Genomic DNA, 19,659 nt, shown 5'->3' with positions numbered 1-19,659 from the left:
GGTAATAATTTCAATAAAACAACAAAAACTTTAGAGTATCAATAATTATTCAGTGAATATCAATTCTCTGCAAAGTGAGTAAAATAAAAGAGTCTGACCATTGGCCAGACTCTTTATTTCTATTTTATCTTTTTTAGAAAGCGTTGATTCCTGTAATATCTAAACCAGTGATCAGTAAATGAACATCATGTGTTCCTTCGTAAGTAATCACAGACTCCAGGTTAGCAGCGTGTCTCATCATCGGGAATTCACCCATAATTCCCATACCGCCAAGAATCTGTCTTGATTCTCTGGCAATTTCAATAGCCATATTGACATTATTACGCTTAGCCATAGAAATCTGAGCCGGAGTTGCCTTATGAGCATTCTTAAGATTTCCTAACTGAAGGCATAATAACTGAGCTTTTGTAATCTCTGTTAAGAATTCAGCCAGTTTTTTCTGCTGAAGCTGGTAAGAACCGATTGGTTTCCCAAACTGTTTTCTTTCCTTAGAATACTGAACTGCAGTACAGTGGCAGTCGATAGCAGCACCAATTACACCCCATGAAATTCCGTATCTCGCAGAATTCAGACAAGATAAAGGACCTTTCAGTCCGGTTACTCCCGGAAGAAGGTTTTCTTTCGGTACTTTTACATTATTGAATACCAGTTCTCCGGTTTTGGAAGCTCTTAAGCTCCATTTATTGTGAGTTTCAGGCGTGGTGAAACCTTCCATTCCTCTTTCAACGATTAATCCCTGTACTTTTCCTTCCTCATTTTTTGCCCATACCACAGCGATATCGCATAGAGGAGAGTTGGTGATCCACATTTTAGCCCCATTTAAAAGATAATGGTCGCCCATATCTTTAAAATACGTTTCCATAGAACCAGGATCAGAACCGTGGTTGGGCTCTGTTAATCCAAAAGACCCGATCATTTCTCCGGCAGCAAGCTTAGGAAGATATTTCATTTTCTGTTCCTCAGAACCGAATTCATTGATAGGAAACATCACCAATGAGCTCTGTACTGAAGCAGCAGAACGTACTGCAGAATCTCCTCTTTCCAATTCCTGCATAATCAGACCATAAGAAATCTGGTCTAATCCTGAACCGCCATACTGAACCGGGATATAAGGTCCCAGCGCTCCGATTTTCCCCAATTCTCTCATAAGATTAGGGATATCTGTATGATTTTGAGCGGCCTGATCTATCTGCGGCATTACAAAACTTTCAACCCAGTCTCTTACAGATTGGCGGATTAGTTTGTGTTCTTCGGTAAGTAAAGCATCAATTCCATAATAATCAGGGATGCTTGTAAGAGGATAATATGACATGATTTTTTGATTTGGTTAAAAGTAACATTTTTCGTGGTGTCATGAAAATTTTTTTGAAAACTTATATTTCAGTTGGTTTTCAGACAGATAATGCCCTTTTTCTTTATTTATAAGATAAATTCTTTATTTTATGACTCCTCATCATTGGAGATAGGATACTGATTGGTAGAGTTGTGAACCTTACTTTTAAATTTATACAGATAGGGGGCTTTATTCGCTGAACCGTCATACAGTTTTTCCATTCTGTCCAGAATATTTAAACTTAGAATTTTTCGCTGAAAATTATTTCTTCTGAATTTCTGTCCTAAAATAGTTTCATAAAGAGCCTGAAGGTCCTTCATTGTAAATTTTTCAGGAAGCAGGTTACTTGCTGCAACCTCTGTATTGATATTCATTCTCAGATATTCAAGACCTGTCTCTATAATTCTGTCATGGTCGAATGCCATTTTAGGAAGATTGTTTACTTCAAACCATTCACAGCTTTCATTGAAAGCATCAGGGAAAGTATCAGTTAGTGAAAAATCGATAAGGCTGCAGTATCCTACTGTAACAAACCGCTGGAAAATCCAGTGATCTTCAGGAACGGTTATTCCTTTATTTTTAAGGAGAATCTGATGAACGTTGTTCTCTGTACGGTCTATCCTTCCAAAGGTGTGAAACTGTTTTAAAAATAATCCTTTCAGATGGGTTCTTTCAAACAAAACCCTTTCAGCAGCTTCTCTAAGGTCTTCATCATTGAAAACAAAACCACCAGGAAGTGACCATAGATCCAGATCATGATATTTTAAAAGCAGAACTTTCAGAATGTTATTATGAAAGCCGAATATGGTGCAGTCTACAGAAATATGTGCTACGAAATCTTTTGTGTCAATGAGTTCCCGTAGCGTTTCTTTACTTTTTGTGTCTTTGATTTTCATGGCAGTAAAAATAAAACTATTTTCTATTTGTGACAGTAAAATATATAAAACTAATCACAAAAAGCAGAATTACAGAAGATAAGATGTATAATGGATAATAATTCAACAATTGCTTTTCAAACAAAACAGCCATAATAATAGAGCTTACAGAGCTACCCAGAGAAGAAAAAATCACAATAAGAGAGGTGAAAAGATTAATTTTATCTTTATCCACCTGTGCAATCATTCTTGAGTTGATCACAGGGTAGAGGGGTGAAAGGAACAAGCCAATAACCGGAAATAAAAAAAGTAAGAATCTGGAATCTTCAGATTCAAAATATTGTACCCCCAGTATAATGACCAGTAAGGTGACAATAAAAGTCATACAAGTAATATAATATCTGGGTAATGAAAACCTTTTGATAATATTGGCAGTAACCGTTCGCCCGGCATATGAAAAAATGGATAGAAAAGAAGTGGCCTGAAGCGCAAAAAATGAATTGACTTTCAGGTGGTTTTTATAAAAAGAAGGAAGCCATGAATTGAATCCTTGCTCTACGAAGACAATAAAAAAGACCACTCCTAAAAACAAAGCTACTGTAGGGGTGGTAAACCCTGACAGTTCTGAGAGAATACTTTTGCTTTCCATAGGCCTGGACTCTACTATTTCTATCTTCGAAAGCAGAAAAATAGTCAATACAGATAATAAAGCAATCAGCAAGAAACCAAACTTCCAGAATTCCGAATACTGACTGGAAATCACCCATCCAAAACCTGTATTTACTACGAAAATTCCGATCATAAAAGAGGCTTCTACATTATTCATGGTCTTTGCCAGAGATTTTTCATCCGAAATATTATTCCTGATAATTCCAAAAACACAGATCTTGCCAATAGCGAAACAGGCTCCTATAATAGCAAACCACAATTTATAAAACCAGAAAACTTTTACAAAAGGAAGAAGGCAGGAACAGAATCCAACAATAGCCAGGGCCAGAATCAATGCTTTTTTAGGTCCGGTTTTATTGATAAAGCTCACGGCAAAAAGCGAAATAAAAGCAATGGGTAAATCTTTAAAAGATTCTAAAAGCCCCAGTTCCCCATAGGTGATTTTCTCTTCTGACAACTGCAGAATCACCAATCCCATACAGTTTAAAACCATTGAAAAAATGAGAAAGGTAAGTTTTAGTGGAAGAGAAATTTTGGATGGCTTGACGATCATTTTGGGAGATAACTTTATTAATTTTTTATGAAATTTTATGAAATATTGATGCGAAGATAGGGCTTCTAACCCTGAAAAATAAAAGAAAAATTAAAATATTTATGAATAGAATGTTAATTAATTAAAAAAAAATATATTTTTATTGTCTCAATTTGAGAATTAAACAATAACTGTATATGAATGTAAGAATATCAAGAAGCGTAGGAGTGGTTGCCGTCCTCTATTTTACGGCCAACTTCAGTGCCCAGACCAGCAAGGCGAAGGACACACTTGCGAAAGAAAACAAAATAGACGAAGTGGTAGTCATTGGGTACGGTACTCAGAAAAAGAGTAATGTAACAGGAGCTATAGCGAGTATTAAAGCCAGTGACATAGAAAACATTCCATCTGGTAAGCCGGAACAGGTTTTACAGGGAAGGGCAGCCGGTGTTTCTGTTGTTACGAATTCAGGACAGCCTGGAGCTGCTGCCACCGTGCGTGTAAGGGGGATTACCAGTTTTGGAGCGGGAAGTAACAGTCCGCTATGGGTAGTAGACGGTATTGTGGTAGATAATATCGGATGGCTTAACCAGTCGGATATAGAAAGTATAGAAGTTTTAAAAGATGGAGCTTCATCTGCAATCTATGGAGTCTCTGCGGCGAAAGGAGTAATCCTGGTTACCACCAAAAAAGGAAAAAAAGGAAAACTGACCCTTTCGTATAATGGATTCTATGGTTTTTCCAATGCTTCTAAAAAACTGGATCTCTTAGATGCCACACAATATGCAAAAATTATCAATGAAGGTTTTGTCAATGATGGACAAGCTCCCAGATTTACTAATCCTGAATCATTTGGAAAAGGAACCAACTGGCAGGATGCTATTTTCGGAACAGGGGAAAAATCGTCTCATGAAGTAAGCATTACGGGTGGTAATGAAAAATCAACCTACTATACATCATTCGGATATTTTGATCAGTCGGGTATTGTATTGAGTGATATTTCTTACTACAAAAGAATCAATGCTAGATTTAACTCAACCCATAAAGTGACAGACTATCTGACGATAGGTCAAACCTTTGCCTATACCCATGTGAAGTCTCAGGGGATAAGCGCGAATGAAGAATTTGGAGGGCCGTTGGCTTCAGCAGTTAACCTGGACCCTACCACTCCGGTTGTGGTTACAGACTGGTCTATGGTGGACCCGGGTGGTTATACCAATCCTTATATCATCCGTGATTCTGAAGGACGCCCTTATGGAATTTCCCGATATGTAAATAATGAAATGACCAATCCTCAGGCTTTCCGTCATATACAGCAGGGGAATAATAACTGGTCTGATGATTTTGTGGGGAATGTTTTTGCAGAGCTTAAGTTTCTTGATCACTTCACTTTCAAAACAAGTTTAAATGGTAAGAAATCCTATTGGGGAAGCCGTACTTTCACACCAAAATATTATTTAAGTCCTAACTTCAACAATACCAACTTCAACAGTTTGAATAAGGTGGAGGAAAATAAATTCGAGTGGAGTATGGAAAATACGCTGACATACCAGAATAAATTTGGTGATCATAATATCAACATTATGGTTGGTCAGGGAGTTTACCGATACAATATTGCAGGGGGAACCAGCTTGACTTACAGTAATCTACCTATTGATAACTGGCAGGATGCTTCCTTCAACTTCGATACTTCTCCGGATAATATTATTGCGAAAGGATGGGATGGAATTGAAACCCGTAAAGCATCTTATTTCGGTAGAATTATTTATGATTATGCAGACAAATATTTATTCACAGGAACGATTCGTAGAGATGGTTCTTCAAAATTTGCTACCAATCAGCATTGGGGAACTTTTCCATCGATGTCCCTGGGATGGAATGTACATAAGGAAAACTTCTGGCCGGAGAATAAAGTAGTAAATAATTTAAAAGTAAGAGGAGGTTACGGAGTATTAGGAAATGATGAAATGGATAACTTCAGATATGCAAGTTTCATGGTTTCCGGAAGTAATTATACCAACTCCAGTAATAATATCATTATTGGTTATGCACCAAGTACGCTTGAAAATCCAAACCTGAAGTGGGAGCAAACCAGCCAGCTGAATATTGCTGCGGATTTGAAATTATTCAACAATTTTACCCTTACAGCAGACTGGTACAAAAAGAAAACAACAGACATTCTTAGACAAATCAATATCCCAGGTTATGTAGGAGTTCCTAATTTACCTTGGTCAAACGTAGGGGATATGGAGAATACCGGGATAGAGCTTGAATTGGGGTACAAAAAGAATTGGCAGGATTTCAGCATCTCGGTGAATGGTAACTTTGCTACCATAAAGAACAAAGTTCTTAGACTAGAAGATGATATTGAATACTTCAACCTGGCTTCTTTCCAGACTATGGGAGCAGTATCCAGAGTAGCAGTAGGGCAGCCTTACGGATCATTTTACGGACAAACATATAGCGGCGTTTTCCAAAATCAGGCACAAATTGACAATTATGTAAATGCCAATGGTGTAAAATTATTACCGGATGCAAAACCAGGAGACTTTATGTGGCAGGATAATAATGGAGATGGTAAAATTGATGACAATGATAAAGTAAACTTAGGAAGCTCTATACCAAAATATACTTTTGGACTTACTGTGAATATGAGCTATAAGAATTTTGATCTGATGATGTTTGCGCAAGGACAGGCTGGTAACAAGATTTTCCAGGGGCTAAGAAGATTGGATTTGCCTGATGCCAACTATCAGACAAGAATCTTAGACCGATGGACAGGTGAGGGATCTACCAATGATAATCCAAGACTTACCCGCCTTGATTCTAACCACAACTATTCATGGATGTCTAACTACTACCTTCAGAAAGGAGATTATGTGCGTCTGAAAATTGTTCAGCTGGGATATACTATTCCTCAGGATGTTACCAAACGTTTTGGAATGAGCAAGGTAAGACTATATATCACGGGAGAAAACCTGCTTACTTTCACAAAGTATACAGGATATGACCCTGAAATTGCGGGAAGAAATAATTCTGAGCAGGATATTATCGGTGTAGACAGAGCTTACTATCCACAAGCCAGAACATTCCTTATAGGAGCTAATATTCAATTTTAATGACCAACAAAATGAAAAATAAAAATCTTATATATAAAGGACTTGCCGTTGCGTTTCTGACAGGTCTGAGTTTTACCAATATAGGCTGTAGTAATTCCTATCTGGATGAAGTACAGAATTCCGGGGCATTTAGTACTGATTCATATTTTAAAAATGAACAGCAGTCTTTTAGTGCGCTGATTTCCGTATATGATGTTTTAAGAAAATATTCTGCAGGATTTGAGAATACAGTTACTTTCTTTAATGCAGGATCTGATGACTTTTATTCCGGTGGAGGAAGCTCTAGTGATGGAGCAGGTATTCAGGGAATGAATAATTATATGATCAACCCGAATACAATGCCGGCCAGCTACTGGAAAGATTACTATCAGGGAATCGCACGTGCCAATCTTGTAATAGAAAAAGTTCCGGGTGCTTCAATGAATGAAGATCTTAAGAAGAGATATATTGCAGAAGCCAGAGTTCTTCGCTCTTTATATTATTTTGAACTCGTAAGAATGTTTGGGAATATCCCTTTGATTCTTAAGAGCATTACTGTTTCAGATGATTATTGGAATATACCACAAGCAAAACCAGGTGATGTTTATGCGCAAATAGAAAATGATGTGATTGCTGCTATTCCCGATCTGATGATGACACCTGCCAGCAGTGATAAAGGACGAATTACACAGGGAACAGCAAGAGCTATATTGGGTAAAATTTATCTTTATGATAAAAAAATGCCTGAAGCTGCTGCACAATTTGCCCAGGTAAACGGTACACCTGGAGGAACCAGTCAGTATGGATACAAGCTTGTCGCAAACTATGCAGATTTATTTAAAGTTGCTTTGGAAAGTGATCCGGAGCCAAACAAATACAAGTTTTTATCAGAATCCATTCTTGAGATAATGCATACCAACAAAGGAAGCTCTGATTGGGGATTCTGGGGACAGGGTAAGGATGAAGGGAATTCTATCAATGTGATGGTGGGGCCTCGTTCTTATTCACTAAAAAGCGTTCCAAATAATGATGCGCCAGATATCTATTCCGGTTGGGCATTTAATACTGTAACAGAGAATTATGTCAGTTTTATGCAGGGAGATCCAAGACTGAATGTGACTGTTTTCAATGCTAAAAAACTGGTGGCGGAAGGTAAAGTCATTTATGGGCCCGCTTTTGCAGATACAGGATATTTCCTTAATAAATATTTACCTACCAATGCTTTAAAAACCTCACTTCCAGGTCCGGCAGAGCTTAATTTCAGACAAAATTACATTGCGATAAGATTAGCTGATACTTATCTCATGGAAGCTGAAGCTTTAGGAGCTTCAGGAGCAAGAGCTCAGGCATTATTAGATGCCGTAAGAGCAAGAGTTGGATTGGCATCAGTTCCTGTTTCTTTACAGGCTATTAAAGATGAAAGAAGAAGAGAGCTTGCAGGAGAAGGACACAGATGGTTTGACCTTGTCAGATGGGGTGATGCTCCTTCTAAGCTTGCCTTCAAAGGATTTAAAGCCAATAAAAATGAAATTCTTCCTATTCCTTTCAATGAATTGCCGAATACAGCTTTAAAACAAAATCCTGGATACTAACCCATGAAGTTTCACAACTTATATAGTTTCTTTAGAGGTGCCGCACTACTTAGTGGTGTGGCCCTTTTTCCTTTATCCTGTACATCACTTGCATCCCATAAAGGAAATGAAGTACAGTACTGGCTGACAAAAGGTGATGAAAGCGTAAAATTACAGCAGCAGACTTCTGTTAAATTTGTAAATACTTCCAACAGCTTTCAGAATATTGAAATTGATGATTCTCAAAAGTTTCAATATGTTGATGGCTTTGGATATACATTAACAGGAGGAAGTGTTGAGGTAATCAACCGATTGTCATCTGCCAAAAGAAAAGCATTGCTTAACGAACTTTTTGGAAATGACAAAAATTCAATTTCCATTAGCTATTTAAGATTGAGTATAGGCGCTTCAGATCTTGATGGTGAAGTTTTTTCTTACGATGATCTGCCGGCAGGACAGACTGATCCTTCTCTTTCAAATTTCAGTCTTGCAAAAGATAAAGCGTTAATTGCTATGTTGAAAGAGATTCTGGCGATCAATCCTTCCATTAAAATCATTGCTGCGCCATGGTCACCTCCGGTTTGGATGAAAGACAACGGAAAATCAAAAGGAGGAAGTCTGAAACCTGAATTCTACGGAACATATGCACAATATTTTGTAAAATACATCCGGGGAATGAAAAAAGAAGGCATCACCATTGATGCTGTAACGCCTCAGAATGAACCACTCCATCCGGGAAATAATCCTAGTCTGTATATGCCGTCTGAGCAGCAGGGGAATTTTATTAAAAATCATCTGGGCCCGGTTTTTAAAGCCAATGGAATTACCACTAAAATTGTTGTATACGATCACAATTGCAATAAACCTGAATATGCTATTGATATTTTAAAAGATTCTGAAGCAAATAAATATATAGACGGATCTGCTTTTCATTTGTACGAAGGAGATATTTCTGCTCTAAGCACCATACATAATGCTTTTCCAGACAAAAATCTATACTTTACCGAACAATGGACAGGCTCAAAAGGAACCTTTACCGAAGACCTGAACTGGCATTCGAAAAATGTAATCATCGGCTCGATGAGAAACTGGAGTAAAATTGCGCTGGAATGGAACCTTGCCAACAATCCGAAATTTGCTCCCCATACAGAAGGTGGATGCACGGAATGTAAAGGAGCAATTACTGTTTCTGACAGTGAAAATTTTACAAGAAATGTTGCCTATTATATTATAGCCCACGCTTCAAAATTTGTTCCTGCCGGATCTCAGCGTATCACTTCTACACAGACTGATAAATTGTCCACTGTTGCTTTTAAGACTCAATTTGGGAAAATAGTGTTAATTGTGCAGAACGATAATGAAGCAGATGAAAATTTTAATATTAAATTTGCCGGTAAAACCGCTGCTGTAACAATTTCTGGACGTTCTACAGCAACTTATATTTTTTAATTTGATACTATGAAAAGAGTGTATTTCTTACTGGCATTTTCTGCTTTTGGACTGAATGCCTACGGACAAAAGACAACTGATCAGAAAGTAGCAGAGCTGCTGTCTAAAATGACCCTGGAAGAAAAAGTAGGGCAAATGGTTCAGTACAGCGGGTTTGAATACGCTACAGGGCCTCAGCATTCCAATTCAGCTGCTGTTTTGGAAGAAATAAAAAGAGGAAAAGTAGGTTCAATGCTGAACGTTGCAGGATCAGAAGAAACCAGAGCATTTCAGAAACTGGCGATGCAGTCTAGACTGAAAATTCCTTTATTGTTCGGGCAGGATGTTATTCATGGTTATCGTACCACATTCCCTGTGAATCTGGGACAGGCAGCAAGCTGGGATCTTGGGATGATAGAAAAATCAGAAAGAATAGCCGCTACAGAAGCTGCCGCTTACGGTATTCACTGGACGTTTGCTCCAATGGTGGATATCGCCAGAGATCCGAGATGGGGAAGAGTAATGGAAGGTTCCGGAGAAGATACCTACCTGGGAACAAAAATCGGACTGGCAAGGATCAAAGGATTTCAGGGCAGAGGTTTAGGAAGTCTTGATGCAGTGATGGCTTGTGCAAAACACTTTGCAGCCTATGGAGCAGCTGTGGGCGGAAGAGATTATAATTCCGTAGATATGAGTCTCAGACAGCTGAATGAAACGTATCTTCCCCCATTCAAAGCGGCGGCAGAAGCAGGTGTTGCTACTTTCATGAATTCCTTCAATGATATTAACGGAATTCCGGCTACTGCTAATAAATATATTCAGAGAAACCTTTTAAAAGGAAAATGGAACTATAAAGGTTTTGTGGTTTCAGACTGGGGAAGTATTGGGGAAATGGTTCCACACGGTTATGCCAAAGATGCCAGCGAAGCGGCAGAAAGAGCTATACAAGGCGGAAGTGATATGGATATGGAAAGCCGTGTTTATATGGCAGAACTGCCAAAACTGGTGAAAGAAGGAAAAGTAGATCCCAAACTGGTAGATGACGCAACGGGACGAATTTTAACAAAGAAATTCGAAATGGGACTTTTCGATGATCCTTACAGATTCAGTAATGAGAAAAGACAAAAAGAACAGACCGATAATCAGGATAACAGAAAATTCGGAAGAGAATTCGGATCAAAAAGTATTGTTCTTCTTAAAAATCAGGGAAATATTCTTCCACTTTCCAAAACGGTAAAAACGGTTGCTCTGATTGGTCCTTTCGGTAAAGAGACTGTAGCGAACCACGGTTTCTGGTCTATTGCTTTCAAAGATGATAACCAAAGAATCGTTTCACAATTCGATGGAATTAAAAATCAACTGGATAAAAATGCCACTTTATTATATGCTAAAGGCTGTAATGTTGATGATCAGGACAAAAGTCAGTTTGCAGAAGCAATAGAAACGGCAAGAAAATCAGATGTTGTTATTATGACATTGGGAGAAGGCCATGCGATGAGTGGAGAGGCGAAAAGTAGAAGCAATATCGGATTTACAGGAGTTCAGGAAGATTTACTGAAAGAAATTGCCAAAACAGGCAAGCCGATTATTCTGATGATCAATGCCGGAAGACCTTTGATTTTCAACTGGGCATCAGACAATATTCCTGCCATTATGTACACATGGTGGCTGGGAACAGAAGCTGGAAATTCTATTGCAGATGTTCTGTTTGGTACTGTAAATCCTGGTGGGAAACTCCCTATGAGTTTTCCGAGAACAGAAGGTCAGATTCCTGTGTATTACAATCATTACAATACGGGAAGACCAGCCAAAAATAATACGGACAGAAACTATGTTTCAGCCTATATAGATCTTGATAATGATCCGAAATATCCGTTTGGATATGGCCTAAGCTATACTGATTTTACCTATTCTGATATCGTTTTAAATTCTGCAGCCCTTACAGGAAATCAGACCCTGAACATCAGTGTTACTGTTTCCAATACAGGGAAGTATGATGGGGAAGAAGTTGTACAGCTTTATATCAGAGATCTTTTCGGAAAAGTAGTGAGACCCGTAAAAGAGCTGAAAGGTTTCCAGAAAGTATTCATCAAAAAAGGAGAAAGCAAAAAAGTAGATTTTAAACTGACACCTGAAGATCTGAAATTCTTTGATGACGATTTGAATTTTGACTGGGAAGGTGGAGCGTTTGATATTATGGTGGGAACCAATTCTCAAAATGTGCAGACCAAAAGAATCAACTGGACGAAATAAATTCAATTCAGTTCAATTCAATAGGAGCGGGTTTTAATCCGCTCATTAAAACGTCAGAAAAATGGCTTTAGCCAAAACTTAAAACCTTATATATATGAATCTCAAAGCTAAAAATCTCATCAGAATTTGTGCAGCTGGAGCTTTCTTCCTTGCTGTTCTCAACTGTGCCTCACACAAACCTGATTCCCGCAGGACACTGATTTGGAGTGATGAATTTAATGGCAAAGGGCTTCCGGATTCATTAAAATGGAATTATGATACCGGAGGAAGCGGTTTCGGAAATGAAGAAGCACAATTTTATACCAAAAACAGGCTTGAGAATGCCAGAATGGAAAAAGGAAACCTCATCATTGAGGCTAAAAAAGAAAATTGGGAAAATAATAAATACACTTCTGCTAGGCTTTTAACCAAAGGGAAATTTGCTTTCCAATATGGATCAATTGAAGTCAGGGCGAAACTTCCTAAAGGTCGGGGAACCTGGCCGGCAATCTGGATGATGAGTGAGAACATGAAGAAATGGCCGGATGATGGTGAGCTGGATATCATGGAACATGTGGGGTATAACCAGGGCTATATCCATGCTTCTGTGCATACTAAAAAATATAATCATATCCAGGGAACACAAAAGACCGATACCCTGTTTGTAAAAGATGCCAGCGAAAAGTTTCATGTCTATAAAGCAGACTGGACACCGGAAAAGATAGAGGTTTATATTGATGACCATAAATTTTTCACCTATGAAAATAAAGAGAAAAATAATGAAGCATGGCCTTTTGACAGACCTTATTTTATCATTTTAAACCTTGCCGTAGGAGGATTTTGGGGCGGAAAAGAAGGTATTGATGATGCTGTCTTTCCACAGAAGTATTATATAGATTATGTAAGAGTTTATCAAAATAAATAATGAAAATGAGGATCAGATAGATCCGGAAACAGAAAAAATCATGAGAAAACTAATTGTAAGTTGTTTTGTAGTGGGCGTTGTTATCAATGTCAATGCTCAGAATTATTGGAATAAAAATGCAGGGAAAACAGCTAAAGTAATCCTTACCAACTCGAAAGCCAATGAGAAGATGGCGGATAAAGGACTCGTCAAATTTGAGCAGTTCGGACAGCCTAAAGAAACGGATGCCTGTATTTTTGTGGCGCCCAATTTTAAATATCAGAAACTGATAGGAATAGGAGGTGCTATTACAGATGCTTCAGCAGAGACTTTCTATAAGATGCCAAAGAATAAGCAAAAGGAAATTCTTGATGCCTATTTTGGGAAAAACGGATTGGGATACACTGTCGTACGTACCAATATGAATTCCTGTGACTTTTCCAGTGATTCATATACCTATGTAGAGGATAATGATACTTCTCTGAAGACCTTTAATGTTGCTCACGATGAGAAATATAAAATTCCAATGATCAAAGAAGCTCAAAAGGCTATAGGAAATAATTTTACATTTTATTTCTCCCCATGGAGCCCGCCAGCCTGGATGAAATCAAATAAAAGTTTGTATAAAGGGGGAAGATTGGAAAATCAGTACTATCAAACGTGGGCAGATTATTATATCAAATTCATTAAAGAATATGAAAAGAGAGGGATCAATATCTGGGGTTTAACCGTTCAGAACGAGCCTATGGCTACTCAAAGCTGGGAATCTTGCATCTATACTGCAGAAGAAGAAGGTGAATTTCTGAAAAACAATCTCGGACCAACCCTTTGGAAAAACGGATATAAAGATAAAAAAGTAATGATCTGGGATCATAACAGAGATCTTATCTACCAAAGAGCAACCACCACATTAAGCGATCCTGAAACATCAAAATATGCACATGGTATCGGGTATCACTGGTATGAAACATGGAACAATAAAACCCAGCTTTTTGACAATTTAGCGGAAACCCACAGGGCTTTCCCGGATAAATTCCTTGCCTTTACTGAAGGATGCAAAGAACAATTCAATATGGATAAAATCTACGATGTAAGCCTGGGAGAACTCTACAGCAAAAATATGCTGAATGATTTCAACAAAGGAAACGCATTATGGACCGACTGGAATATTCTGTTGGATGAAACCGGCGGACCTAATCACAAAGGAAATTTCTGCTTTGCCCCGATTATTGCAGACACCAAAACCGGTGAAGTTTTCTATACCTATGAATACTATTATATAGGACACGTCTCAAAATATATCAAACCGAATGCCCAGAGAATCGGAAGTTCTTCCAACAGAGCAGCCCTGACCTCTTCTGCATTTATGAACGAAAACGGACAGCTGGTAACCGTTATTATGAACGACTCAGACAATGATATCGAAACCAATCTATGGATAGAAGGAAAAGCAGCAAAATTGAATGCACCTGCGCATTCTATTCAGACTGTTATTTTATAATTGCATATTAATATTATTTTTGACGAATCCGGCGGCCCGAAGAGGCCGCCGGATTTATTTGTGAACGATGATAAAACAGAAAAACCCATGAAATCTTTTCATGGGTTTTATTTATTGTAAACGAAACTGTAGCTCGTTATTTTTTAGATGAATTATTCAGCATCATACTTGCTGATTACTTTCTGAGTAACCCCTGAACTGCTGAAACCTCCATCATGGAAAAGATTCTGCATCGTTACTTTCTTCGTAAGATCAGAGAATAATGTTACACAGTAGTCTGCACATTCAAGAGCCGTAGCATTTCCTAGTGGAGACATATCTTCTGCATATCCAAGGAATCCTCCGAAACCTTTCACTCCGCTACCGGCAGTTGTCATGGTAGGAGACTGAGAAACAGTATTAACACGTACTTTTCTTTCACCCCAATAGTTTCCGAAAGTTCTTGCAATACTTTCCAGATAAGCTTTATTATCAGACATATCATTATAGTCCGGGAATGTTCTTTGAGCAGCAATATAAGTAAGTGCCAAAATACTTCCCCATTCATTCATACAGTCTTTTTCCCAAGCCACACGCATTACTTTATGGAAAGAAACAGCGGAAATATCCCAGCCTTTTTCCAACCAGTCGTAGTTCATTTCTGTATAATGTTTTCCTTTTCTTACGTTGATAGACATTCCGATAGAATGAAGGATAAAGTCGATTTTTCCAAATTTTGCAACAGCGGCATCAAAAAGTTTTTCAAGATCTTCTATAGAAGTTGCATCAGCACCTATTACTTCAGAACCTGTTTTTTCTGCTAAACCATTAAGTTCCCCCATTCTCAAAGCAATAGGAGCATTGGATAAGATAAATTCAGCACCTTCTTCATGACATCTTTCAGCAACTTTCCATGCGATAGATTGTTCATTAAGGGCTCCAAAAATAATTCCCTTTTTGCCTTTAAGTAAACCGTATGACATAATTTTTTAATGTTTATTATAATACAAATGTAACAATAATTGTGCTTATGGCATAATAAAAAATGGAGCCTTATCAATTTAAGACTCCATTTTATTGAAAATATTTATATGACTGAAATACTAATTGGTTTTCTTATTCCATTCTGCCTTTACATCCTCTGCCGCATCTTTGGTTTTTTCCCATGCTTCATCTGCTTTATCTTTGATATCCTCCCAAGCATCGGATACATTAGCTTTTACCCTGTCGAACCAGTCTTCCTGGCTGGCTTCCTGATCATTATCCCTTTTCTCATTAATATAATCTTTAGCCTTGTCTGCCAATTCATTGATTTTCCATTTGGCTTTGTCCGTTGCATTTTGTAAAGAATTTTCTACATTGTTTACTGCATTTTCCGCTTTGTTGTACTCTGAATTGTTCATAATAGTATAAATTTTAGTTTGGTATCAGTAATTAAACAATAACCATTCCTAAAACTGAACGCCTCTGTTAAACTTTTCATAATCTTTTGTTATCTTTTTCAAAATCAGTAGTAACTTTAACTAGCAAAAATTGATAATTATGGAAAAAATACGTTGTGGCTGGTGCGAAAAAGATGATCTCTACCGAAAGTATCATGATGAAGAGTGGGGAAGACCTGTTTACGATGATGAGACTATATTTGAGTTTCTGATTCTGGAGAGTTTTCAGGCCGGGCTGAGCTGGTACACTATTTTATCCAAAAGAGAAAACTTCAGAAAAGCTTTTGATCATTTTGATTATAAAAAAGTAGCAGCGTATTCAGACGAAAAGATTGAAGAATTGATGAATAATTCCGGAATTATCAGAAACAGGCTTAAAATTCTTTCAGCTGTCACCAATGCTCAGAAATTTATAGAAGTTCAGAAGGAATTTGGAAGTTTCTCCAAATATATCTGGGGATTTATAGATGGAAAACCCATTGACAACAGTCCCGAAACATTATCTGTTGTTCCTGCCACTACAGAAATTTCGGATCTTATATCCAAAGAACTTAAAAAGAGAGGTTTTAAATTCGTAGGTTCTACAGTAATTTATGCCCATATGCAAGCCACCGGAATGATCAATGATCACTTAAAAAACTGCTTTACCAGAAAAAATAGTTAGCTTTTATTCAAAATTTAGTGAAGTTTATTGTTAATTATATAATGTAAAGAATTAAACACAAAATGGGAGATAACTGCAAAGCCTAATGGATGTTACTTTTGGTAAATGATTGATATTAAACATTTTTCATTGTTTCGTGAGTAAGTTTTGTATTATTCACTTTGTCGTGTTTTTAATTATGATATTTTCAGTATAATTGTTATTTTGTTGAAAATTTGTATATTTGCACCTGCAAAAAATGCAAGTAATGCAAAAAGACTATAAACCTCAATATACACTTCTCTTATTCTTTATAAGTATTTTCACATTTGCTCAGGTTGGGATTGGTTTACCGAATCCGGACCCTTCTGCGATGCTTCATATTAACGCCAATAATAAGGGTGTACTTCTTCCAAGTATTGCGCTTACCACTACAACAGATAATCTTACAGTACCTTCTCCGGCAGACGGACTTATCGTTTGGAACAATGGAAACTCCACTCTAAAGGAAATTGGTTTCTATTACTGGTTCGAATCAAAATGGAATAAAATTTTAGCAAACGGCGGGAATACCACTAAAACAGAGGATGGAACCAACTGGAACCTTACAGGTACGAATGTAGGAAATTATGGAGGAGCAAATACAACCCTGGCTTTGGGAACAAAAACATATGATGATCTGATTTTTAAAGTAAATGCCCTAACAGCAGGAAAACTGGGAGTTGATAATTCTGTAAGCTTTGGAATAGGATCAAATGCCGGACAGAATGGGATTGCTATAGGAAGCGCAAGCTCTGCATTTATGGGAATAGCTATTGGAAGCGCAACAGTTGTTTCCGGGAATGAAGCTTTAGCGGTAGGAAATAAAACTACAGCAGCAGGATTCAGATCTACAGCCATAGGATTTCATGCCCAGACCAGCAGTAATGAATCTGTAGCTATAGGAAATAACTCTTCAGCGGATGGATTTCAGTCCATAGCATTAGGATACAATGCGAAAACAAATACAAATAGCGAAACGGCTTTAGGATATAATGCGGTAACAAATAGCCAAAACTCAACGGCTCTAGGCTCAGAAGCCAATGCGTTGGGACAATATTCCACTGCAGTAGGATATGGGGCGGTTACTTCACAGGCCAATGCTGTTGTTCTTGGAAATAATAATGCAAATGTAGGTATTGGTACTGGTACTCCGAATGTCTCCGCAAAACTTGATGTAAACGGACAGTTTAAATTGGGCGAGAACGGCAGTGTGCAGAAAAATCAGATCAGTTTTGAAGTATGGCCGGGAATATCCATCAATAATTTGCCTCCGGGAAAATCGACAACAATTGATATTCCTGTTCCGGCAGGATATCAGCCCGGTTCTACAAGAGCTGTGGTGGTAGTTTCTCCGGCAGGAGACTTTCCGGGAAATTCCTCATTTTCCATCTCGAATCCAAGGATGGCTTCTGCTTCCAGTATTACAATTAATCTCACTAATATTTCGGGAACTGCCAACAGCCTGTACTCCGGACATTTTTATGTGATGATCAATGAATTTTAAATAATAGGTTTTTTATTATAGTTGATATGGTGTAAAGGACTTCCGGATTGGAAGTCCTTTTTTATACATTATCCATTTTAACTAGACTTACGGGACTGAAGTTCCTTACGTGCATTTTGCCAGCTTTTCCTGATAATAAGATAGAGTGGGAAAAAAGCTAATGGAAGCGGGGTTATACCATTGAAACCTTTCTTAATTGTCATATAGATGCAGGCTACTACCAACATTCCCATGATAATACAAAAGGAAATATGAGCCGCGGAACGTTTTTTTTCTTCTTTTGTAAGTTCTTCAATAGAGAGATCCGAAAGCTTATTGTCTTCAGGTTGATTATCGTTTTTCATGTTCACAATTAGTTTATTGTTTTTTATTTGGGCTAAAATAATAAAATAACCACAACCTGAATCTGATAGGTAATTCATTTTTACCAATTCATTAAAAAATAAATATTTTAAACAAAAATATTGTGCACAAAATAAATAGGCTATATTTGTTCCTAAAAAAACGATGATCCCTTTATCAGAACATTTATGCTTTAAAACGTATGCTGTTTCCAGATATATTACAGGTTTATATAAGCCTTATCTGGATGAAATTTCATTAACGTATCCTCAGTATCTTGTGATGACAGTTTTATGGGAGCATGGCGGAATGAAGATCGGAAAGATCGGTGAACATCTTCATCTGGATAACGGAACATTAACGCCGTTATTGAAACGTATGGAAAAAAACGGATTGATCATCCGAACCCGCAGTACAGAAGATGAAAGAGTTGTATTGATTAATCTTACCGAAAATGGAACAAACCTCAAAGAAAAAGCGAAACATATCCCCAAAGCCGTTCAGCGCTGTATGAATCTGAGTGAGGATGTAAAGACTCAGCTAATGGCTTCTTTAGACAATATATTAACAATACAATCTGTTTCTGGCATATGAAGAAAATAGGAATTATAGGCTGTGGCTGGTTGGGAGAAAGAATAGCCTCTTCCTTGTCCGGAAAATACGACATAGCAGCAACCACTACAACAGAAAATAAAGTAAAGGATCTGAACAGTAAAGGAATTCATGCTGTACTTGCTTCTTTCCCGGACTATCAGCTGGCAGAACCGTATAATGAATGGTCTGAGATTAAAAATGCTGATGTTTTAATTATTACCATTCCTGTCAATGAAAAAAGCTGTTGTGTAAGTTCTCTATATAACAGGATTCAGAATTTGTCATCGTTTATCGGAGATTTTAAAGGACAGATGTTCCTGATGAGTTCCACAGGGGTTTATCCCGATCTTCCCAAAGAATTTACAGAAGAAGATATTCCTTTGGAGAAAGTATCAGGGGAAAGAATGCTGAGAAATAGATATCCGCAGCTTAATATTCTGAGGCTTGGAGGCCTGATGGGAGATAACAGACTTCTGAAAAACTATAATGTGGGGAATCTTGATCACGCAGTGAATCATATTCATTATGCTGATATCAGTTGGATTATTTCGGAAATGATTGAAAAGAAAGTTGAAGCTAAACTTTATAATGTTACTGCCCCTATTCATCCTGCAAAAAGCCAGGTGATTAATGCACAGAAAAATATTCCTGAGGAAAGAGTTTTCGAAGTAAAAGGTAAGAAGGTTTTATCTTCAAAACTGGTTTCAGAGCTGGATTATGTATTTCAGTATCCGGATCCGAGAACGTTTCATTTGTAATTATTGACCTCCGGTTTTTAACCCATTTTTATTTACGAGATTTCTTTTAACACCTTTGTCATTCCGCAGGAATCTCTACGTTATTTTAAAGTTTTGTATTTAAATTCCTACGGAATGACAAGGTGAGTGATGAGCTTCATTCATGGTGAAAGGAACAAAATTCAATAGTATAAATTCAATAGGAACGGGCTTTAGCCCGTTTTTAAAAATAA

16 protein-coding genes are annotated in these 19,659 nt (G+C 37.6%); 10 read left to right on the top strand and 6 right to left on the bottom strand.

Annotation, left to right across the window (positions count from 1 at the left end; all coding sequences use genetic code 11):
* Positions 1-133: 133 nt before the first annotated feature.
* The 3 genes from ACWPWS_RS06925 to ACWPWS_RS06915 all read right to left on the bottom strand — a co-directional run bounded on the left by ACWPWS_RS06925 (position 134) and on the right by ACWPWS_RS06915 (position 3,430).
* Positions 134-1,312 carry an acyl-CoA dehydrogenase family protein gene (locus tag ACWPWS_RS06925; protein ID WP_454046005.1) on the bottom strand — a complete coding sequence of 393 codons (1,179 nt, stop codon included), beginning with the start codon at positions 1,310-1,312 and terminating at the stop codon, positions 134-136.
* Between the two features lie 128 nt (positions 1,313-1,440).
* Entirely contained in the window at positions 1,441-2,229 is a 789-nt protein-coding gene (locus ACWPWS_RS06920; RefSeq protein ID WP_309512331.1) for an NUDIX hydrolase, read from the bottom strand.
* A 16-nt stretch (positions 2,230-2,245) separates the two neighbouring features.
* The gene (locus ACWPWS_RS06915; protein WP_454046004.1) at positions 2,246-3,430 is read right to left on the bottom strand and encodes an MFS transporter; all 1,185 of its coding nucleotides are present in this window, start codon (positions 3,428-3,430) and stop codon (positions 2,246-2,248) included.
* A 176-nt stretch (positions 3,431-3,606) separates the two neighbouring features.
* Here ACWPWS_RS06915 and ACWPWS_RS06910 point away from each other — a divergent pair, with 176 nt between their 5' ends.
* The 6 genes from ACWPWS_RS06910 (at position 3,607) to ACWPWS_RS06885 (ending at position 14,143) form a co-directional block, all read left to right on the top strand.
* The gene (locus tag ACWPWS_RS06910) at positions 3,607-6,528 is read left to right on the top strand and encodes a SusC/RagA family TonB-linked outer membrane protein (protein ID WP_454046003.1); all 2,922 of its coding nucleotides are present in this window, start codon (positions 3,607-3,609) and stop codon (positions 6,526-6,528) included.
* A gap of 11 nt (positions 6,529-6,539) precedes the next feature.
* A complete protein-coding gene (locus ACWPWS_RS06905; protein ID WP_454046002.1) occupies positions 6,540-8,099 on the top strand; it encodes a RagB/SusD family nutrient uptake outer membrane protein in 1,560 nt (519 codons plus the stop codon).
* A gap of 3 nt (positions 8,100-8,102) precedes the next feature.
* A complete protein-coding gene (locus tag ACWPWS_RS06900; protein ID WP_454046001.1) occupies positions 8,103-9,527 on the top strand; it encodes a glycoside hydrolase family 30 protein in 1,425 nt (474 codons plus the stop codon).
* A gap of 9 nt (positions 9,528-9,536) precedes the next feature.
* Positions 9,537-11,759 (top strand): glycoside hydrolase family 3 N-terminal domain-containing protein, encoded by a 2,223-nt coding sequence (locus ACWPWS_RS06895; RefSeq protein WP_454046000.1) that lies wholly within the window; start codon positions 9,537-9,539, stop codon positions 11,757-11,759.
* A 94-nt stretch (positions 11,760-11,853) separates the two neighbouring features.
* Positions 11,854-12,663 (top strand): glycoside hydrolase family 16 protein, encoded by an 810-nt coding sequence (locus ACWPWS_RS06890; RefSeq protein ID WP_454045999.1) that lies wholly within the window; start codon positions 11,854-11,856, stop codon positions 12,661-12,663.
* 40 nt (positions 12,664-12,703) lie between these two features.
* Positions 12,704-14,143, top strand: coding sequence for a glycoside hydrolase family 30 protein (locus tag ACWPWS_RS06885; RefSeq protein ID WP_454045998.1), 1,440 nt, complete (start codon positions 12,704-12,706; stop codon positions 14,141-14,143).
* A gap of 152 nt (positions 14,144-14,295) precedes the next feature.
* On the opposite strand, the gene ACWPWS_RS06880 is transcribed toward ACWPWS_RS06885, so the two are convergent.
* Together ACWPWS_RS06880 and ACWPWS_RS06875 are read right to left on the bottom strand one after the other, a co-directional pair.
* Entirely contained in the window at positions 14,296-15,105 is an 810-nt protein-coding gene (locus ACWPWS_RS06880) for an enoyl-ACP reductase FabI (RefSeq protein WP_034697597.1), read from the bottom strand.
* 120 nt (positions 15,106-15,225) lie between these two features.
* The gene (locus tag ACWPWS_RS06875; protein WP_149388702.1) at positions 15,226-15,525 is read right to left on the bottom strand and encodes a hypothetical protein; all 300 of its coding nucleotides are present in this window, start codon (positions 15,523-15,525) and stop codon (positions 15,226-15,228) included.
* Positions 15,526-15,664: 139 nt separating this feature from the next.
* On the opposite strand from ACWPWS_RS06875, the gene ACWPWS_RS06870 reads away from it, so the two are divergent.
* Positions 15,665-16,228: a DNA-3-methyladenine glycosylase I gene (locus ACWPWS_RS06870; RefSeq protein WP_454045997.1), complete on the top strand. Its 564-nt coding sequence runs from the start codon at positions 15,665-15,667 to the stop codon at positions 16,226-16,228.
* 247 nt (positions 16,229-16,475) lie between these two features.
* Entirely contained in the window at positions 16,476-17,753 is a 1,278-nt protein-coding gene (locus ACWPWS_RS06865; RefSeq protein WP_454045996.1) for a hypothetical protein, read from the top strand.
* Between the two features lie 77 nt (positions 17,754-17,830).
* Here the strand turns inward: ACWPWS_RS06865 and ACWPWS_RS06860 are convergent, their stop codons facing one another.
* Positions 17,831-18,097 carry a hypothetical protein gene (locus tag ACWPWS_RS06860; protein ID WP_454045995.1) on the bottom strand — a complete coding sequence of 89 codons (267 nt, stop codon included), beginning with the start codon at positions 18,095-18,097 and terminating at the stop codon, positions 17,831-17,833.
* Between the two features lie 163 nt (positions 18,098-18,260).
* On the opposite strand from ACWPWS_RS06860, the gene ACWPWS_RS06855 reads away from it, so the two are divergent.
* Both ACWPWS_RS06855 and ACWPWS_RS06850 read left to right on the top strand, forming a co-directional pair.
* Positions 18,261-18,689: a MarR family winged helix-turn-helix transcriptional regulator gene (locus tag ACWPWS_RS06855; RefSeq protein ID WP_454045994.1), complete on the top strand. Its 429-nt coding sequence runs from the start codon at positions 18,261-18,263 to the stop codon at positions 18,687-18,689.
* Positions 18,686-19,447, top strand: coding sequence for an NAD-binding protein (locus ACWPWS_RS06850; RefSeq protein WP_454045993.1), 762 nt, complete (start codon positions 18,686-18,688; stop codon positions 19,445-19,447). Before ACWPWS_RS06855 ends, ACWPWS_RS06850 begins: the two co-directional genes overlap by 4 nt.
* The last annotated feature ends 212 nt before the right edge of the window (positions 19,448-19,659 follow it).

The sequence above is a fragment of the Chryseobacterium sp. Marseille-Q8038 genome (genome assembly GCF_965111995.1).
The sequence above is the reverse complement of the archived record's forward strand: the minus strand, read 5'-3'. Positions and strand labels throughout refer to the sequence as shown.

Bases quoted from the DNA above. Each gene is read 5' to 3' on its own strand.
- ACWPWS_RS06925 (WP_454046005.1), bottom strand. From the start codon at position 1,312: ATGTCATATTATCCTCTTACAAGCATCCCTGATTATTATGGAATTGAT.
- ACWPWS_RS06920 (WP_309512331.1), bottom strand. From the start codon at position 2,229: ATGAAAATCAAAGACACAAAAAGTAAAGAAACGCTACGGGAACTCATT.
- ACWPWS_RS06915 (WP_454046004.1), bottom strand. From the start codon at position 3,430: ATGATCGTCAAGCCATCCAAAATTTCTCTTCCACTAAAACTTACCTTT.
- ACWPWS_RS06910 (WP_454046003.1), top strand. From the start codon at position 3,607: ATGAATGTAAGAATATCAAGAAGCGTAGGAGTGGTTGCCGTCCTCTAT.
- ACWPWS_RS06905 (WP_454046002.1), top strand. From the start codon at position 6,540: ATGAAAAATAAAAATCTTATATATAAAGGACTTGCCGTTGCGTTTCTG.
- ACWPWS_RS06900 (WP_454046001.1), top strand. From the start codon at position 8,103: ATGAAGTTTCACAACTTATATAGTTTCTTTAGAGGTGCCGCACTACTT.
- ACWPWS_RS06895 (WP_454046000.1), top strand. From the start codon at position 9,537: ATGAAAAGAGTGTATTTCTTACTGGCATTTTCTGCTTTTGGACTGAAT.
- ACWPWS_RS06890 (WP_454045999.1), top strand. From the start codon at position 11,854: ATGAATCTCAAAGCTAAAAATCTCATCAGAATTTGTGCAGCTGGAGCT.
- ACWPWS_RS06885 (WP_454045998.1), top strand. From the start codon at position 12,704: ATGAGAAAACTAATTGTAAGTTGTTTTGTAGTGGGCGTTGTTATCAAT.
- ACWPWS_RS06880 (WP_034697597.1), bottom strand. From the start codon at position 15,105: ATGTCATACGGTTTACTTAAAGGCAAAAAGGGAATTATTTTTGGAGCC.
- ACWPWS_RS06875 (WP_149388702.1), bottom strand. From the start codon at position 15,525: ATGAACAATTCAGAGTACAACAAAGCGGAAAATGCAGTAAACAATGTA.
- ACWPWS_RS06870 (WP_454045997.1), top strand. From the start codon at position 15,665: ATGGAAAAAATACGTTGTGGCTGGTGCGAAAAAGATGATCTCTACCGA.
- ACWPWS_RS06865 (WP_454045996.1), top strand. From the start codon at position 16,476: ATGCAAAAAGACTATAAACCTCAATATACACTTCTCTTATTCTTTATA.
- ACWPWS_RS06860 (WP_454045995.1), bottom strand. From the start codon at position 18,097: ATGAAAAACGATAATCAACCTGAAGACAATAAGCTTTCGGATCTCTCT.
- ACWPWS_RS06855 (WP_454045994.1), top strand. From the start codon at position 18,261: ATGATCCCTTTATCAGAACATTTATGCTTTAAAACGTATGCTGTTTCC.
- ACWPWS_RS06850 (WP_454045993.1), top strand. From the start codon at position 18,686: ATGAAGAAAATAGGAATTATAGGCTGTGGCTGGTTGGGAGAAAGAATA.